Source organism: Peribacillus sp. TH16 (assembly GCF_016651095.1).
Lineage (GTDB): Bacteria > Bacillota > Bacilli > Bacillales > DSM-1321 > Peribacillus > Peribacillus butanolivorans.
Map to the genome: position 1 here is coordinate 959,886 of NZ_JAEKEM010000002.1, position 17,008 is coordinate 976,893.

Below are 17,008 nucleotides of genomic sequence, written 5' to 3' on the forward strand. Positions count from 1 at the left end.
GTGAAAACCCTTTACAAGTTTATATTGTATAGCGTTGCCTATTTGATGTCAAGCTAAACTCCTTACCACTTGTTTGGAAAGCATTATTTTTTTCGTTTTCTCGCTTCCAGAAGGCGTTTCATCTGGCTCTCTCGTTCTGATTCGGTTAATTTCTTTTCAGGTTGGTTCTGTTTCCTGCGTTCTGTCACTGGTCTTACAGATTGATTATTAGACTCTGATTTCAGGTTTGCCTTCCCTGTTATACGTGTTTTATGTGTCGCTTCTTGCACAGTTTTCAGTTTCTTGACTGTTTCAGCCGATTTTAATGATCTACTTCCTGTCTTTTTAGGAATTCCTGCAAATAGGTGCATAACTCTATGCAAGCCAAAACGCCGTATTGTAATTTCTACAAATAAAAGTAGGAACGCCGTTAATAGAAGCAAATGGCTAATGCTTTGCTTTTGTCTGGATGTGGTCTGTAAATCACGGAATGCCTGAGCCTCCGTTTTCAACTCCTGGCCACCCGAAACAGCCAACAATTCCTTGATAAGCGACTTGTTTAGACCTTGCTGCAGGTACTCTTCTGAATAGGGCACAGTGAAACCTGTTTGATACAGGTTCGTACCACCCTCATTGTTTTCCTGTTTTACACTGATATAATACATACCAGACTGCTTCGGAATAATAATTTCATATTTCCCGGGAGCGACGAGTTTTGTATTCGCATCAACTATTTGTCCATTTTCCGAAACCACATTTGCAGATAAAGGCAAGTTGTTTTGTGAGGCTGATTCTAGCATAATCACGGTTTCTTCACCACTATTTTCCTGTGTAAGAGTATATGGCTCACTTTCGAATTTAGGAAGCGTGATTGTGACCAATTGATTGAGGAAAGAGCCCCACTTACCCCAAGCAGGCCAATCGCCAGACCATTTGCCACTTAGATCCGAAGTGAAGGCCACCGTTGTCCCCATTCCATATTGCCATTGAGCGAGGACTGGATCTTCTTTTTCACTGACCAACGGCAGGAAAGCACGCTGTTTCGTCGTTGTCGCGATGTATGCATTCATCTTAGGTACTCCATCATTAAACAAGCCATTCCATTCAGGAGTATCCTGTATGGATGGATAAAACGGATTGTCCTCGATATATGTACGGCTTGCCATCACCGTTTCACGTGATAAAATGCTCGGAATTAAGGAGGCATCCGTGACATCGTAAAAACGCCCCGTTCCGAAATCGGCCAAGTCCTCGAGCAAGTTCTTATCGGCATCGCTGCCAATGGACACCGTTGAAAGTGTTATGTTCTTTTCCTTCCCGTCTTCGATTAATGCTTCATAATCGCTAGAAGTATTTGACTGACCGTCCGTCAACAAAATAATATGCTTACGCTGTAACTTTTCATCCATTAACTTGTTATACGCCATCTCAAGAGAACTGTAGATTTCCGTACCACCTCCTGGAGCAAGCGAACGGATTTTCCCCATGGCTTCTTCCTTATCCGTGAGTGGACCGGCTTCGATAATTTCCCAAGGGCGGTCATCAAAGGCAATGAACCCGAAGGTATCTTTCTCACGTAAAAGCTCTACGGACCGGGCCGCGGCTTCTTTTGCTAATGAAAGCTTGTTGCCAACCATACTGCCTGACCTGTCGAGAACAATCATTAATCCGAGCGAAGGCATTTCTTTTTTTCCTTTGATATCCATGTCCACTGGTAGCAGATGCTCAATTGGAGTCTTGAAATACCCTCCAAGTCCGAAACTATTTTCTCCTCCAGTCATCACGAACCCATTGCCGAATTCCTTGACGGATTGTTCGATTAATTTCATCTGATTTTCCGTGACAGAGGTTGCGGAAACATTGTTAAACACAATCGATTGATACTGTAAAAAGCCAGATAATGTAGTCGGCAACTTTTCTGGTACGGTCGTCTCAACAATCAGTCCGCTTCCTTTCAGAATTTTTTCAATCCGACCGGTCCCTTCTGCCTCGACAATCAGAATTTTTGGCGTCCCTTTTACTTTCGTAATCGCCTGTAGCTGATTATTTTCCGTAAAGGTGTCCTTTTCGGCAATGATTTCAGCTTTGTATACCTGTAAACCTGTATCATCTACAGTATGGTTAAATGTGTATAAATTGGACCCTTCCTTTACATCCACGTTTTTTTTGATAATTTCCTGATCGTTCAGTGAAATACGAACGGTCGCTTTTTTTGCTGATTTACTTTCCACTTCTAAAGAGAGCTCCGTTTTTTCTCCTTGATATAAGGAAGGAGGTATCGTTAAATTCCTGAGAGCAATGTCCTCGCCAGCCTCCTCAATTAAAGGGATCACATCGAGTTCGATGTTTTTGTTCTTTAGTAATTTTGCCCCTTCCACGGCATTGCCGGAAGTTTCATTGCCATCCGAAAAAAGCACAATCCTGCCGCTTGAGTGACTCGGAATAAGCGATGAGGCAAACTGAATTCCAGACTCTAAACGGCTTGCATCTTCATCAACTTTGCCACTATATTGAGTAATGGATGAATGTTTTGTCGTCATTGCCTGCTCGGCAACAGCACTGTCACCAAATGCAGCCACCGCAAACGAGTCATCTTTATCCATTTCCTCCGTGCTTTTCTCAATCCAGGCAAGCGTTTTAGCTTCCGAATCTTTGACACTTGCAGAACGATCGACTAAAAAAACGACCGTAGATCCCTTGAGAGGCAGTAATATTTGCGGAACTGTAAGAGCTAAGATGATGAGTAAAAAGATCAAGGACCGCAGTACCCCAACCACCGTCGTTTCCTTTTGCTTAGCCTGATGTCGGGATTTAAGGAGATAAAAATAAATAAGTCCTGCACAGGGAATGAGTAATAGAAAAATCAGAGGATAGGTAAACTCAACGCCCACGACGATACACCTCCCATTCGAACATCAACAGTAGAAGGGCCGCACATGCTAGCCAATACCATAAAAAATTCTGTTTATTATCGGATACCACTTTCATTTCGGTCGATTTTGAATTTATACTGAATGAAGGAGCAGAGATGATTTCTTTTTCACGTTCGTCAAGCAACACGGAAAAATAAAACACCTGATCTCCTGATACTGCTTCGTATGTACCAGGCATACTTGGAGCCTTAAAACCTTCTTTCTGTAAGTCTACGGAATAGAGATTATTTCCAGACTCAGAGAAAATAGCTAGTTTTTGTGTATCCTTCCCAAGGTTCAACCACTTTTCTTCACCAGGCTGGTAGTACCCCAGAAAATTCGTTTGCTGTGTCAGCCATTGAAATGAGTTATATAAAAAGATTGGAAAACCCGGCTGCAACGGCCAATCACTATCAGCAACAGAAAAGTTCAAGGCAATGATTGGTTGGCCTTGATATGTTCCTTTTTGAATGAGTGGAAGGTCGCCGCTTACGAGTACATTTGTCCATTGTTTATTGATAGGAGGGGATGTTGATTCAATATAAATTTTCTCTGTTTGAACATACTCCATCAAGGGATCATCCGTTCCTAACAGCTTTTCTGTTAATTTTTGTTTTCCTTTTTTAGCCTCGTTCACAAATAGCAGCGGATATGAACCAAGTTCTTCTAGTTCCATCCCTTGAGCAATCACAACCCCATCCTTTCTAACTTTTTCTTTATCTTCAAGTTGGATGACGTCAAGCCCTATTGTTTCAAGAGCATTAATGAGAAAAGCATTCACATTTCCGACTGCATAAACCTTTTCATAAATCGCCGATTGAATAGCCGTCATTTCGTTGTCAGCGGAATAATTATCATTCGCATTGATGGAAGCCGTGTAATAAGGCTTTTCTTTGAGTACTGGAATATCGACCGTTTTCTCACTATTGGCTTTAACAGACAGTTTTTTGATAAAAAGAACTTCTTTTCCATTCGTAACTTGGAATTCTAGGGTTTTATCCTTCTTGGTTTGATTTTCAACGACAGCCACTCCGGTAATGCCTTCTTTGCGGTTGGCCGTACCAAATGAAAGTAATGACAGATTGTCATTTTGACTACTAAAATTATGTACATCAATCGGTATATTTTCAGATAGCCCGCTAAGGTCATCTTTCACAACCCTATCAGAAAAAAGATGGATGACCGTTTCTTTTCCGTTGGAAAGTGAGTCCGCTAATTTCAGTGCTTTATCAATATTTTCATGATCATACGTTAACTCTAATGCTGCTGTTTGTTTTTTCAGTACAGCGTGGTTAGTCTCATGATTAGCACGGATGATGGGCTTTTGACCAGCTTCTATGATAGTCACTTCTTGATTATCTACTTCTTTAAGCATCTCCATCAATTCTTGTTTAGCCTTTTCAAAACGGGTAAGTTCCCCATCTTTTGCACTCATTGTAGCGGATGTGTCGATTATAAGGATAAGGTGATCGCCCGGAATTCCTTTTTGAAACCAAAAGGGACGGACTAACGAAAACATGAGGAGAAGAAGCACAAGAATCTGTAGCCAGAATAAAAGGTTATGCTGCAATTTATGAAGCCATGGGGAAGCTTGCCATTCATTCAGGACCTGCTCCCATAATAAATTGGATGAAATCGTTGTCGTTTCATATTGCTTCCGGAAAAAATAGAACAAAATCACGGCAGCGATAAAGATTATTAATAGAAAAAAGAGCGGATTAGAAATATGCATAATATCTTCACCTCAATTCATTAGCCCATGGCGTGGAAAGTCTTGAAATAAAATCGTCTGTATATCAGTTTTAGCACTGATAAGAATGTAATGGCAGCCAAAACTTCGGCATACCCCTTCAAGCTTTTGGTTATGTTTGTTAAGACGAGTCTGATAGTTTCCAATGAGCGAAGGATGGATGCTTACGTTGACTGCTGTATCCATTTCACTGTCGACCAGTTTTAAGTCTCCGTTAAAAGCAGGATTTAGTTCCTCTTTTCCCAACAATTGAATGAACCAGATTTCTTGTTTTGCAGAACGCATTTTCCTCAAGGTCGCCTCCACTTTATCAAGGGGCTCAAGACCGTCGGAAATAATGATTGACAGCTGATGATTCTTCAACATTACCTTGCCCAACTGATCATAAAAATGACCACTTTTCTCGGTATCTTCTAAACCAGCAATCTCCCGAAAAACGCCTTTTCGGTGAACCGCTCCCTTTCGGCGAATCGGATGGGCAGTCTTGGACGCAACTGGAATAAAGGCCAGCCGGTCCTCACCAGCAAGGACGACAAAACTTAACGAAGCTGCAAGCTGGCGTGCCAGCTCCCATTTATCCGGGAGAGCACGCATCGACGAGGTCACATCCAAATATATAGCTACCGACAACTCTTGTTCATCGAGGAACCGTTTAATATAATGCTTTTGTGTTCGTCCATAGACATTCCAATCAATTTGCCTAACGTCATCTCCTGGTTGATAGGCCCGGAAATCGGAAAATTCAAGGGAGGTGCCAAACGCACTCGATTTCCTTGAACCTTTATGCATCCCACGTCTCCGTGTTTTCACAAGTAATCTTTTTTTCTGCAATCTTTCTAAAAAAGCATAAGAACCCATCACACTGAAAGTCCTTTACCTAATTTGTAAGCCGATTCAACGACTTCAGCAATGATGGAATCGGCCAGCACCCCGCTTGCTTCCGCTTCAAAGTTGAGTAAAAGTCGATGCCTTAATACAGGATAAGCCGTTTGCTTTAAGTCTCCAGCAGAAACATGATAGCGTCCTGCAAACAGAGCTCTTGCCTTTGCCATTTTTATTAAGCTTTGCAGTCCACGGGGGCCACTTCCAAATTGCACATACTTTTGGACTACTTCCGGAGATTCCTCTGTATTTGGATGAGTACTGGCAATAATGGAAACCGCATAATCTAGCATTTCATCTGAGACAAGTACCTCTTTTACGAGTTTCTGCAAAAATATGACATCCTCAATTGAAGCTGCTTTTTCAATCCTTATGGTTTCTTTGCCAGTCGTTCTAAGAACAATCTGCTTCAATTCCTCCTTTGATGGGTAACTGACATGAATTTTGCAGATAAACCGGTCCATCTGTGCTTCAGGAAGTGGATATGTCCCCTCCATATCAATCGGATTCTGGGTCGCAAGCACAAAGAACGGCTGTTCAAGCTGTTTCGTTTCTCCCATCACGGTCACAGTTTTCTCACCCATTGCCTCAAGTAGCGAGCTTTGGGTCTTTGGTGTCGCCCGGTTGATTTCATCAGCAAGGACGATATGCGAAAATAGCGGCCCCTCATGGAAAATAAATTGTTGCTTCCCGTCTTCATCAGGCTGTAACAACATCGTTCCCGTAATATCGGATGGCATTAGATCCGGTGTGAATTGAATCCTGGAAAACTCTAAATCCATGCATTCTGATATCGTCCGAACAAGCATCGTTTTTCCGAGTCCCGGTAGCCCTTCAAGTAGCACATGGCCGCCGGCAAAAATACTCCATAAAACTTGCTCGGTCACTTCCTCCTGTCCAACGATGAAACGGGAAATCTCCTGCTTGACCTTATCAATCAGCACTGCTGCTTCATTAAATTGCTGTTCTTTCTCGTTCATTTTCCCACTACCTTTCCGGATCAAGCTTGTTAAAATAATTTTTGACAAGATTATTTAAATCTGACGGCAGTCTGAGCCTCTCAGTACTTTGGCGATAAGAATTCTCATACTGCTGATAGACCTCTTCATAATTTCGAAGATTCCCCTTTAATACAGGGCCATCTGCCTCCTCTTCCTCGCCACTTCCCTCACCAAGCTGGCCGTTATCGGTTTCTGTATTCTGTTTCCCATCAGTCATTTCGGGAATTGTCAGCATTTCCCTCGTTCCTTGACCCTTTCCGCCTTTAGTGCCTCCTTTCCCGCCACCGCCATTACCGCCTTGTCCTGATTGTTGGCCTTGTCCGACGCCTTGTTGCCCTCCTTGACCCCCTTGTTGTCCTTGTCCGCCTTGACCCTGTTGATTTGGAGCCGAGTTACCTGACTGTAAATTAGGCTGCCCGTTTGGAGAAGCTGAAGTTGAGGGCTGACCTAATGGTTGGTTGGCAGCCTTGCTCCCCTGTGCTCCCTTGTTATTAGTAAAGGCTAGTTGAGAAGAAGGCATTCCATTTTGACTCAGTTGATTCTGAAGTTGCGTTCCCGCTTGGTGGACCGCTTGGTTGGCCTCAGCTAGCTGCTTTACAAGCTCAGCTGACTTCATTGCTTCCTCCAACTGTTTGATTAGTGCCTCTAATTCTTCTTCGCTTAATGGATTCTCCTGCTCTGTCAAACTCTCGAGTGCCTGTTTTTGCTCATCAGGAAGCTCATCCCACTTTTCATTCAACTTTTGCAGTTCCTTTTCAACCTTAGACATATCTTTTTGTGCAAGTGCCTTTGCAAGCTCGGAAAATCCTGATTTTTTCGTCTGTTCCTGCCATTCTTCAAGGAGTTTTTGCTTTTCTTTTTGCTTCACCTCTTTTAATTGCAGCTCACTTGATTGTTTAGCGAGGGCCTCAAGCGCCTTTTCGCCATCTTTCTCAAGGGCCATTTTTTTCTTTACCTCTTTCAATGCCTTTTCAACTGCCGGTTCTTTAGAATCGTTCGCTTTTTTTTCAAGCTCTTTTTTCACTTCTTCAACAATCATCACTTCTTTTTCCAACTTCTGTGCTTCTTTCATTTCCTTGTTTGGATAAAAAATGAACAGAAGCACACATACCGCTAAGCACAATGCTGACGTCAACCATTTAGGATAGAACCACCTTTTCTTCCGGCTTAGTACTTTCTCTTGATGGATTTTCATATGACGGATTGCATCTCGAAGTTGCAGCGTTTCAAGTTCACCAGCGTTTCCTAAAAAAGCAAACCCTGTTACGACTCTGTCATCCGGAACAAATTTATTAAACAACAAAGCTGCCATCTTTTTGTCTGGTTTCCGTTTTACGACTCTATATAGAAAAAATGCTAACAGACATATTAAACCTATGAAAAAGTAACGTAAAATAAACGGAATTACCATTATGCGAGCTATAAACAACAGCAAAAATGACCATACAGCCACAGCAAGGAGCAGAAGCTGCCCCTCTTTCAGCAACAACTGTATTAAAAGTTGCTGTTGAATTGGCTTTAGAAGTTTGAGAAACTGACTTTCATCACTTATTTTTTCCTTTTTCATCGTCTAGCCTTCATACCGACCCGAAGTTTCTTTACGCTAAGTAAAACGGCGCCGATTAACAGTAAGGTATAGCAGATCAAATGTGCAGCCCATAGGGGGAAATCAATGCCCGCTAACTTCTGGATTTCCTCGGAGTATGTAGGTTCGATGAAACCGATCATGACAATTGGTGTATTAAGCATAGCCGCTATATAAGGCAGAGGGTTTGTTGTAGGTGTAACAGAATTCCCCTGCAATCCTAAAGCCATGCTGGAGAAAAGCAAAGTCAATAGGGCTGTTCCCCCGACTAAAAACAATGTGACCCCATAAGTGGTTACCATCGCGGCTATTGTTTTACGTACGAGTGTAGAGAAAAGTACGCCTATGCTGCCATACACGATGACAGTAAAAACATTGAACCCTAATACCATTAAAAGTTGTGCGGGTGAAATTCCGCCAAATAAAAACACGATGCTATATAGCGGCAAACTAGCAACCACTAACAATAACAAATAGGAAATGGATGAAATTAACTTTCCAAAAATAATACCCGCGGAGCTTTGCGACGTCGTCAATAGAATATTCAAGGTCTGTCGCTCTCGCTCACTGGAAATGACCCCAGCTGTCAGCCCTGGTGTAATGAAAAGAATCAAAGCTAACTGAACTACCGCTAAAAATATGAACATCGACCGGCTTGAATCAGGATCAATATGCCCCCCTATATTGGATAGCGATTGGATAAAGATCATGCCAATGACGATAGCTCCAATAGCAAGAACATAAAATAAAACACCTAAAAAACTTTTGAAAGAGCGAAACCGCAGTTTAAATTCTTTATTTAAGACAGGATTCATCAGCCAGCTTTTCATGACAGTTCGACCCCTTTCGTAATTTCCATAAATACGTCCTCAAGATCCGTCTCAATTTCAGCAAATGAGACAATGGGCAAATCCTGTAACATGCAAGACTTCAACAGTTTTTGTTGGGCAAATGCATCTCCTTTGAATAAAAACTGAATCGTTTCCCCATCAAGATGGACGCTGATTTGACTAATGTCAGGATTGTCTTCAAAAAAAGCAATGGAACGCTCAACATCCTGATGTACTTTTACGATAAGACTCTTTTCGCCTTGAAGTTTATGCTGAATTTCTGCAACAGTTCCTTGCGCTTTCAATTTCCCTTGATCGATAATGCCAAGTACATCACACATCTCAGCAAGCTCCGGTAAAATATGTGATGAAATCAAAATCGTTTTCCCCATATTCTTTAACTCTTTTAATATCTCACGCATTTCCACCCGAGCACGTGGATCAAGGCCCGACGCCGGTTCATCAAGAATAAGCACCTCCGGGTCATGGATCAGGCTCCGTGCCAAACATAGTCGCTGCTTCATTCCACGCGAAAGCAAGTCAACATAAGACTCACGTTTATCGGATAAATTAACTAGTTCAAGTAACTGAGGAATCAGTTTACTCCGTTCCGACAGGGGAATTCCATAGCTAGCACCATAAAAGTCCAAATACTCCTCAGCTTTCAATTGATCGTACACCCCAAAGAAATCAGGCATATAACCGATTTGGCTGCGCACTTGTTTTGGCTCCTTCGAAATATTGTAGCCATTAATATAGGCGGTACCTGACGTTGGAGCAAGAAGGGTAGCCAAGATGGAAAAGGTCGTTGACTTTCCGGCACCATTTTGTCCGACGAATCCAAACACGGTTCCTTTGTCAATTTGCAGGTCCAGGTGATCCAATGCGGTGAAATTGCCATACTTCTTCGTTAACTGTAAAATCTCTATCATTTCGTCACTTCTCCCTTTACATTGATTTCCGGCACCCTTAAACTTGAATCGTCTTCGCTTTCTTTAATTATCTTAATTTGAATATCTCCTTCTTTTGAAATATAAGAAGAGATCTCTTCTTGTCCTTCAATCGAAATAGACCGTTCTTCAGCAGGTATAGGTTCATATTTTTCAGTTGAAAAGTTATAGAGTTCATATTGAATTTTTTGTTTACTGAACTTAATCGACAATTGCTTCGCTTTAAACGAATGATCTTTCATGATTAAAGGAACTTGACTGATATATTCATATTCACCTATTTCAAACCAATGTTCTCCGATTCCTGCTTCTTCATCATAAGAACCGCGGATGACATCCACCCAGCTTTTGAACATTTCTTTCGACAGGGTTACATCACCAGAAAAAATTGTTTCTGGTTCGAAAGTTTGAAAAATAAGATTATCTATATTCTTTTTTGGCTTTTTCGATACTTTAATATCGACTATTGAATCACTGGTCACCCCAGCAATGACAGGGTCGGTACCGGCATTTACCCCGCTAAAGAAAAAAGTTTCCGTTACATAAAGCAATTGATCTCTTCGGATTTTATCGAGGTCTATTTTTTGTCCTGCGTTCCAGTTATTCATCGGTCCTGATGTCACAGCATAAGGCTCAATCAAGAAGTCTCCCTTCAACTTTTCTTTAACCGTTAACGTTTCCCCTTTTTTTAACTTACCAAGATTAATTCTTTCTTGGCCTGACATGATTAGCAATTCTTTAAAGTCATATGGTGTTTCATTATGAATCGTTCCGGTCAAGGTTTTATTTTCAACTGTCAAATCAGTCTTGAATTGACCAACATTCCCTTTATAAACTTTTCCAAGTAATGACCGAGTTGACCAATATTCAACGTTTGGAAAGATAAGTTCTGTATCTATCGCTTTTTCCTCAAGGATTGGTGACCGTTTAATGTTTCCTCCTAAGCTTTCCTGCGTCATTGGCAAAGCTGTCATCTCATTTTTTGGGAAAGACAGTGCATAATCCCCACCTTTATTGGAGAGGAGGACATCAGATTGAAGTCCGACAAGTTGACCATCCTTAGAATGATAGATTCCGAGTTGATTCAGTTGCGGCTGAGCAAGACGGTCTTTCGCCCCGACAGTAAAAGTCAAGACTGACGTGATGCAGGCAATCAAAGGAATAATCCACCATGCATGCTCTCTTTTGTCGATTTTTTTCAAAACTACATATAAAATAGGTACAATAATTACGATATAAGCACACAGTAGAAATAATAATTGTCCGATCGATAAGGTAGTATCATCAAAATAGCTATTGGGCTCATTCAATTCCCATTGCGCCTGCTCCAAGAAATTTTCCGTTGAAGAAAATGAGTTTATGTCTGCCTGATTTAAAATCTTTTCAAGCCAGGTACCATACCCTTTCCATGAAGCTAGCGGCTGGTCTCCAAGTGAAAAGCCTGTTTGAACAATTACCCCGTTGCCGTACTGTTTTTTCACAACTGCCGGAAATTCACCGCTTTTTGTGAGAATTTCCGCTCCCTTCTCTACATCACCTATAAAGCCAGGTATATAGCTAAAGGAAGGCCTATCCTTTTCCTTTTTGGCAAAAAGGGCAGTTTCAAGCTTAACCTCTTTATCCATTTTCATCGGTAGAAGATCATAAATGGATCCATATTGCTGTGCTCCATTTGGTGATGCTCCAGCAATTAAAATACCCCCGGATTTGATCCAGCCTTTTAACGCTTCTTGCTGCGCTGCATCCAAAGCAGCAATTCCATATTCGTCAATAATCAAATAACTTAACATTTCAAGGCCCATAGAACGACTTGGTAGTTCTTCCTTTGTCAGTTCAATCATCGTGGAGTCTGTTGATGGCAAAACCCTTAATTCAGTCAACCGGTCGTACTTTTGACTTAATACACCAATTATGTCCTGACTTTCATCATAATATTTCGGTGCTAATATCTTTGGACCTGAATAGTCTACTTCTTTACCATTCTGCCAATCTCCCTCATAGAGATAAATCGACTTATTCAATACGTTTCCATTGTAATTATCATCTGTGTAGCCCGGAAGTGAAATCGAATAGGTTTTCGAACTTCCCTTTGGCAACTCTACTTTTAGGGCCTGTGCCCCACCGTACTCATAAGTGGATTGAAATTGAAACATAAGCGTACCGCTAAAGGCCTCTCCCTTATTTTCAATTTGCACTTTCATTGGCATTGCCATTGAACGCTTTATGTATCCATCAAAACCTTGTTCAATCGATATTTTAATCTTCGGGTCAGCTGCTTCTGCCTGTGGCGCCAACATATGTAAAAATATGCTGAAAAGTAATAAACAAGCAGCTATTCCCTGTATTTTTCTGAACAACCTGACTCCCCCTTTTCTTTAATTAAATAGACGACCAAATACTGAAAAAGTATACAGTATTTAGGAAAAAAGTAAAGCGAATTTCAAAAAGTAATGGAGATGCGCAAAAAAATTGACAAAAAAATCCGGAAGAGAAAATCCCTTCCGGACTACCAAAAAATATTAAGTTTCTTCTTTATCAATGATATCAGCAAAGAGGCCGTATACATATTTCTCAGCATCGAATTCCTGAAGATCGTCCATTTTTTCACCAAGCCCGACAAATTTAACGGGAATAGATAGCTCGTTGCGGATTGCCAAGACAATTCCACCTTTCGCTGTGCCATCAAGCTTCGTTAAGACTATTCCAGAAACATTGGTCGCTTCCTTGAACGTCTTCGCTTGAATAAGCGCATTTTGTCCTGTTGTTGCATCAAGAGCAAGTAACACTTCATGTGGTGCACCAGGTATTTCACGTTCAATTACACGTTTCACCTTTTCCAATTCCTTCATTAAATTCACTTTATTTTGCAAACGTCCAGCTGTATCACAAATCAGGATATCCGCCTTACGTGCCTTAGCAGCCTGAATGGCATCGAACATAACCGCGGCAGGATCAGAACCTTCTCCTTGCTTGATTACACTGACACCAACACGTTCTCCCCATACCTCGAGCTGTTCAATCGCTCCGGCACGGAATGTATCACCAGCTGCTAATACAACCGATTTACCTTCTGCCTTAAACTTATGAGCAAGTTTACCAATTGTCGTTGTTTTACCTACCCCATTCACTCCGACAAACAGAATGACAGTTAAACCATCTTCTTGTATGTTCAGGCTTGATGTCTCTTCCTCATCACCTTGATAGATTTCAACAAGTTTTTCGGAAATAACAGATTGCACTTCTCTCGTATCAGAGATATTGCGGAGTTTCACTTCCATTTTTAATTGATCGATTAATTCCATTACCGTATCGAAGCCTACGTCAGCCTGGATAAGGATTTCCTCAAGTTCTTCAAAAAAGTCTTCATCCACTTTCCGGTAACGGGCAACGAGTTCATTAACCCGTCCAGTAAAGGAATTCCTCGTCTTAGTTAAACCTTGCTTAAATTTTTCGCCAATGGATACTTCTACTTCTTTTTCTTCCTGGGTCGTAAATTTTTCTTTTAGCTTCTTGAAAAAACTCATTGTCCCACTTCCTCTAATTCATGAATTTATACTTCTACAAAGTTCTCTGATTCTTCCATGCGGACGGAAACGAGTTTGGAGACACCTGACTCCTGCATCGTAATGCCATAGAGGACATCTGCCTCCTCCATCGTACCTTTACGATGAGTAATCACGATAAACTGTGTTTCCCTACTGAATTTCTTTAAAAATTGGCTGAAACGTACTACGTTCGCCTCATCAAGAGCTGCCTCGACTTCATCAAGGATACAGAAAGGCACTGGTCGAACTTTTAAAATGGAGAATAAAAGTGCAATCGCGGTCAACGCTCGTTCTCCACCGGATAAGAGACTTAAATTCTGCAATTTTTTCCCCGGTGGCTGAGCAATGATATCTACTCCCGTATTAAGTAAATCATCTTGATTTGTCAGCTTCAACTCAGCTCTACCCCCGCCAAACAACGCTTTAAAGACTTGCTCAAACTCTTCACGAATCGCATAGAAGGTATCCGCAAAGCGGCGTTTCATTTCATCATCCATCTCATCGATAACTTGGAATAATGTATCTTTCGCCTGCTGAAGATCTTCCTTTTGGCTAAGAAGGAACTCATAGCGTTCGGCCACACGCGCGTATTCCTCAATAGCCCCTAAATTAACCGTCCCTAATTCCTCGATGGCAAGTTTGATGAGCTTCACCTTCTTTTGAGCTTCTTCTACAGGCATCACCAATGGATACTGTTCTTTAGCCCCTTCAAAGGATAGCGTATATTCCTCGCGTAAATGGTCTAGTCGATTTTCTAATTCCACATCAAGTCGGGTTAGTTTAACCTCTTCATCCTTAATCACTTCAACGATACCCTTATAAAGACGGCTTTCCTCTTTTAAGGATATTTCAAACGCTTCAACCTGCGATTGCATTTCGGCTTTTTCTTGTTTTTTCACAAAAATTTCTTCAATTGCTCTATTTTTATCAAGCAATTTCTGCTGTGCCATATCCTCAAGTGTTTCTTCTCCACTCGAACTGTCAGTCATTTCATTAGTCAAGAGTCCCAAATCATCCTTATTTTCAGCAAGTCTGCTTGTTTCTTTTTCAAGATCAGATTCAAGGCGCTCCATCTTTTCTTTTTGGTTTTGTAGCTGTCCGCGTTTAGAGGCCAATGTAACTCTTAACTCATTTGTTTCTTCAGAAAGGCTCTCTTTTGAGGTTTGTTGAGATTGTTTTTGTTTCGTCATATCAGCAATTAATCGGTCAAGCTCTTCAATTTCAGTTTTACATGAATCCAAGAGCTCTTCCAATTCTTCCAGTCTAGCTGTTTTTTGCTGTTGCTCTTCTAAATACGAATTTTTATCCAAATCATAAAGATGCAGACGATCATTCACATTTCTTTCCTGCAGCTCCACTTCACGAAGTTCACCCTTTAGAGATTGTTCTTGTAAACGAAGGGTTTCACCTGCTTTTCTGGTTTGTTCAAGCGTTTGCTCTTGAACACCAACATCCACTTTAAACTGTTTGACCTGCTTTTCAAGCTGGTTCGTTTTCGATTCCATGGCGGCAAGTTTTTGGTGCAGTTCTTCCAATTCAGTTTTCCTTGAAAGCAGAGAGGTTGTTTTTTGCTTAAGCGCTCCACCTGTCATTGAACCACCTGGATTGACGACATCCCCTTCAAGCGTTACAAAGCGGAAACGGTGCTGCACCATTTTTGCCAGGTCATTAGCACCCTTTAAATCTGTCGTGATAATGACGGTGCCAAGTAGGTTTGCCGCGATTGCTGCATGTCTTTCATCATATTGGATTAATGATGAACCAGTCCCGACAAAAGCAGCATGGTTTTTCAGCATCGATAATTGGTTCGGTGAAATCTCTCTTCCTTTTATGACTGATAAAGGCAAGAAAGTCGCTCGGCCGTACCGATTTTTCTTCAGGAAGGAGATGGCTTCACGTGCATGCTCTTCGCGCTCTACAACCACATGCTGCATCGCTCCACCCAGTGCCGTTTCAATGGCCGTTTCATATTCCTTTGGAACCTTAATTAATTCTGCAACTGCCCCTTCAATGCCTCGAAGGGTTTCTTTCGCTTTTAAAACTTCTTTAACACCTTGAAAAAAGCCTGCATAATCCTCTTCCATTTCTTCAAGCAGCTCTTTGCGTGATTTTGCTTGTTGAAGGAATTGATAGGCCTTATATAGTGTCGTTTCTTGTTTTTGATACGTATCTTTTGCTGCATTTAGTTTATTCTGCTGATTTCGGAAAAAAGAAACATGGTCTTCAAGCTGCTTGGTCACCTTTTCCATCAGCTGTGTATATTCCTTTTTTTTTGCGGTGATATCTGTTCTTTCCTTTAAAAACTTTTCGTTTTCCTGATCAAGCTTGGCATTTTTATGTTCCTGCTGTGTAAGCTGCTGAAGCAGGTATTGCTTTTCATTTTTTGCCGATGCTTGCTTGTTCAACCACTCGATGTAGTCACTCTTTTTCACTTCGATCATGGCTTCGATATCGCTATTGAATAGGCCTAGGCTTTTTTGCTTTTCATGTAAAATTTCTTGTATGCCCTTTACTTCGGAGTTGAGTGCATTTAGAATTTCCGTTTCTCTTTCCTTTTGTGAAGACAAACGCTCAACCGCTGCTTCGCCTTCTACGATCGCTTTTTCAAGCTGTGACTTATTTTGGGCAGCATTTTTTTTTCGTTCTTTCAATACTTCTTTACGGCCTTCAAGCTTTTCAAGCTCTTCACTTGCATTCAACAGTATTTCCTGAAGTCCATTAATTGATGTCTCAAGTGTGGCTAGATTGCCCCGGACATTTTTGAGATGCTCTTCCCGCTCATGAAGCTGGCCACCCATTTGTTGCTCCATCTCATTATGTTTTTCAAGCTCTTGGGACAAGCTTTCCCATTTTGCATAAAGTTCTTCTATTTCAAAAACGGTTAAAGCTACTTCTATTTGTTCAAGCTCCTCTTTCTTCTCCAAATATTCCTTGGCGAGGGAAGATTGAATTTTTAACGGTTCCACTTGGCCCTCTAATTCATGGAGAATATCATGGACCCGGTTTAAGTTATCCTGTGTTTCCGTTAGCTTCGATTCAGCTTTACGTTTTCTTGTTTTATATTTTAAGACGCCGGCTGCTTCTTCAAAGATAACACGTCTTTCTTCTGCCTTACTGCTTAGGATTTCTTCTACTTTCCCTTGGCTAATGATAGAAAATGCTTCGCGACCAAGACCAGAATCCATAAACAATTCAATGATATCTTTCAGTCGGCAACCTTGATTATTAATGAAAAATTCACTTTCACCCGATCGATACACCCGTCTTGTCACACTGACTTCATGAAAGTCAATCGGCAGGGTATTGGTCTCGTTATCAAGGGTCAAGGACACCTCTGCAAAATTTAACGCTTTTCTCGTGTCACTTCCTGAAAAGATGATATCTTCCATTTTTGCACCACGCAGCGATTTTGCAGACTGCTCTCCAAGTACCCATCGGACTGCGTCGGTCACATTACTTTTACCGCTTCCGTTTGGTCCAACCACTGCTGTGACACCAGGTACAAAATCAATCGAAATTTTATCTGCGAAAGATTTAAATCCTACAACGTCCAAGCGTTTGAGGAACATGACCT

General features: G+C 41.4%; 10 protein-coding genes. All 10 read right to left on the reverse strand.

What is annotated here, in order from left to right; translation table 11 throughout:
• Positions 1-83: 83 nt before the first annotated feature.
• Entirely contained in the window at positions 84-2,870 is a 2,787-nt protein-coding gene (locus JFV29_RS04610) for a VWA domain-containing protein (protein WP_201181461.1), read from the reverse strand.
• Positions 2,860-4,623 carry a vWA domain-containing protein gene (locus JFV29_RS04615; protein ID WP_201181462.1) on the reverse strand — a complete coding sequence of 588 codons (1,764 nt, stop codon included), beginning with the start codon at positions 4,621-4,623 and terminating at the stop codon, positions 2,860-2,862. The genes JFV29_RS04610 and JFV29_RS04615 overlap by 11 nt, the downstream gene beginning before the upstream one ends.
• Positions 4,624-4,635: 12 nt before the next feature.
• On the reverse strand, positions 4,636-5,430 hold the full coding sequence (locus tag JFV29_RS04620; protein WP_242485303.1) for a DUF58 domain-containing protein: 795 nt from the start codon (positions 5,428-5,430) through the stop codon (positions 4,636-4,638).
• 68 nt (positions 5,431-5,498) lie between these two features.
• On the reverse strand, positions 5,499-6,503 hold the full coding sequence (locus JFV29_RS04625) for an AAA family ATPase (protein ID WP_201181464.1): 1,005 nt from the start codon (positions 6,501-6,503) through the stop codon (positions 5,499-5,501).
• Positions 6,504-6,510: 7 nt separating this feature from the next.
• A complete protein-coding gene (locus JFV29_RS04630; protein ID WP_201181465.1) occupies positions 6,511-8,091 on the reverse strand; it encodes a hypothetical protein in 1,581 nt (526 codons plus the stop codon).
• Positions 8,088-8,939 carry an ABC transporter permease gene (locus JFV29_RS04635; RefSeq protein WP_201181466.1) on the reverse strand — a complete coding sequence of 284 codons (852 nt, stop codon included), beginning with the start codon at positions 8,937-8,939 and terminating at the stop codon, positions 8,088-8,090. The genes JFV29_RS04630 and JFV29_RS04635 overlap by 4 nt, the downstream gene beginning before the upstream one ends.
• Positions 8,936-9,871 carry an ABC transporter ATP-binding protein gene (locus JFV29_RS04640; protein ID WP_056526687.1) on the reverse strand — a complete coding sequence of 312 codons (936 nt, stop codon included), beginning with the start codon at positions 9,869-9,871 and terminating at the stop codon, positions 8,936-8,938. Before JFV29_RS04640 ends, JFV29_RS04635 begins: the two co-directional genes overlap by 4 nt.
• Positions 9,868-12,246: a hypothetical protein gene (locus JFV29_RS04645; RefSeq protein ID WP_201181468.1), complete on the reverse strand. Its 2,379-nt coding sequence runs from the start codon at positions 12,244-12,246 to the stop codon at positions 9,868-9,870. Before JFV29_RS04645 ends, JFV29_RS04640 begins: the two co-directional genes overlap by 4 nt.
• A gap of 162 nt (positions 12,247-12,408) precedes the next feature.
• A complete protein-coding gene (gene ftsY, locus JFV29_RS04650; protein WP_056526680.1) occupies positions 12,409-13,413 on the reverse strand; it encodes a signal recognition particle-docking protein FtsY in 1,005 nt (334 codons plus the stop codon).
• Between the two features lie 26 nt (positions 13,414-13,439).
• Positions 13,440-17,003, reverse strand: coding sequence for a chromosome segregation protein SMC (smc, locus tag JFV29_RS04655; RefSeq protein ID WP_201181471.1), 3,564 nt, complete (start codon positions 17,001-17,003; stop codon positions 13,440-13,442).
• Positions 17,004-17,008 lie beyond the last annotated feature (5 nt).

Excerpts from the sequence above, each read along its gene's own strand:
- JFV29_RS04615 (WP_201181462.1), bottom strand. The coding sequence starts at position 4,623 with ATGCATATTTCTAATCCGCTCTTTTTTCTATTAATAATCTTTATCGCT.
- JFV29_RS04620 (WP_242485303.1), bottom strand. The coding sequence starts at position 5,430 with ATGCATAAAGGTTCAAGGAAATCGAGTGCGTTTGGCACCTCCCTTGAA.
- JFV29_RS04625 (WP_201181464.1), bottom strand. The coding sequence starts at position 6,503 with ATGAACGAGAAAGAACAGCAATTTAATGAAGCAGCAGTGCTGATTGAT.
- JFV29_RS04630 (WP_201181465.1), bottom strand. The coding sequence starts at position 8,091 with ATGAAAAAGGAAAAAATAAGTGATGAAAGTCAGTTTCTCAAACTTCTA.
- JFV29_RS04635 (WP_201181466.1), bottom strand. The coding sequence starts at position 8,939 with ATGAAAAGCTGGCTGATGAATCCTGTCTTAAATAAAGAATTTAAACTG.
- JFV29_RS04640 (WP_056526687.1), bottom strand. The coding sequence starts at position 9,871 with ATGATAGAGATTTTACAGTTAACGAAGAAGTATGGCAATTTCACCGCA.
- ftsY (WP_056526680.1), bottom strand. The coding sequence starts at position 13,413 with ATGAGTTTTTTCAAGAAGCTAAAAGAAAAATTTACGACCCAGGAAGAA.
- smc (WP_201181471.1), bottom strand. The coding sequence starts at position 17,003 with ATGTTCCTCAAACGCTTGGACGTTGTAGGATTTAAATCTTTCGCAGAT.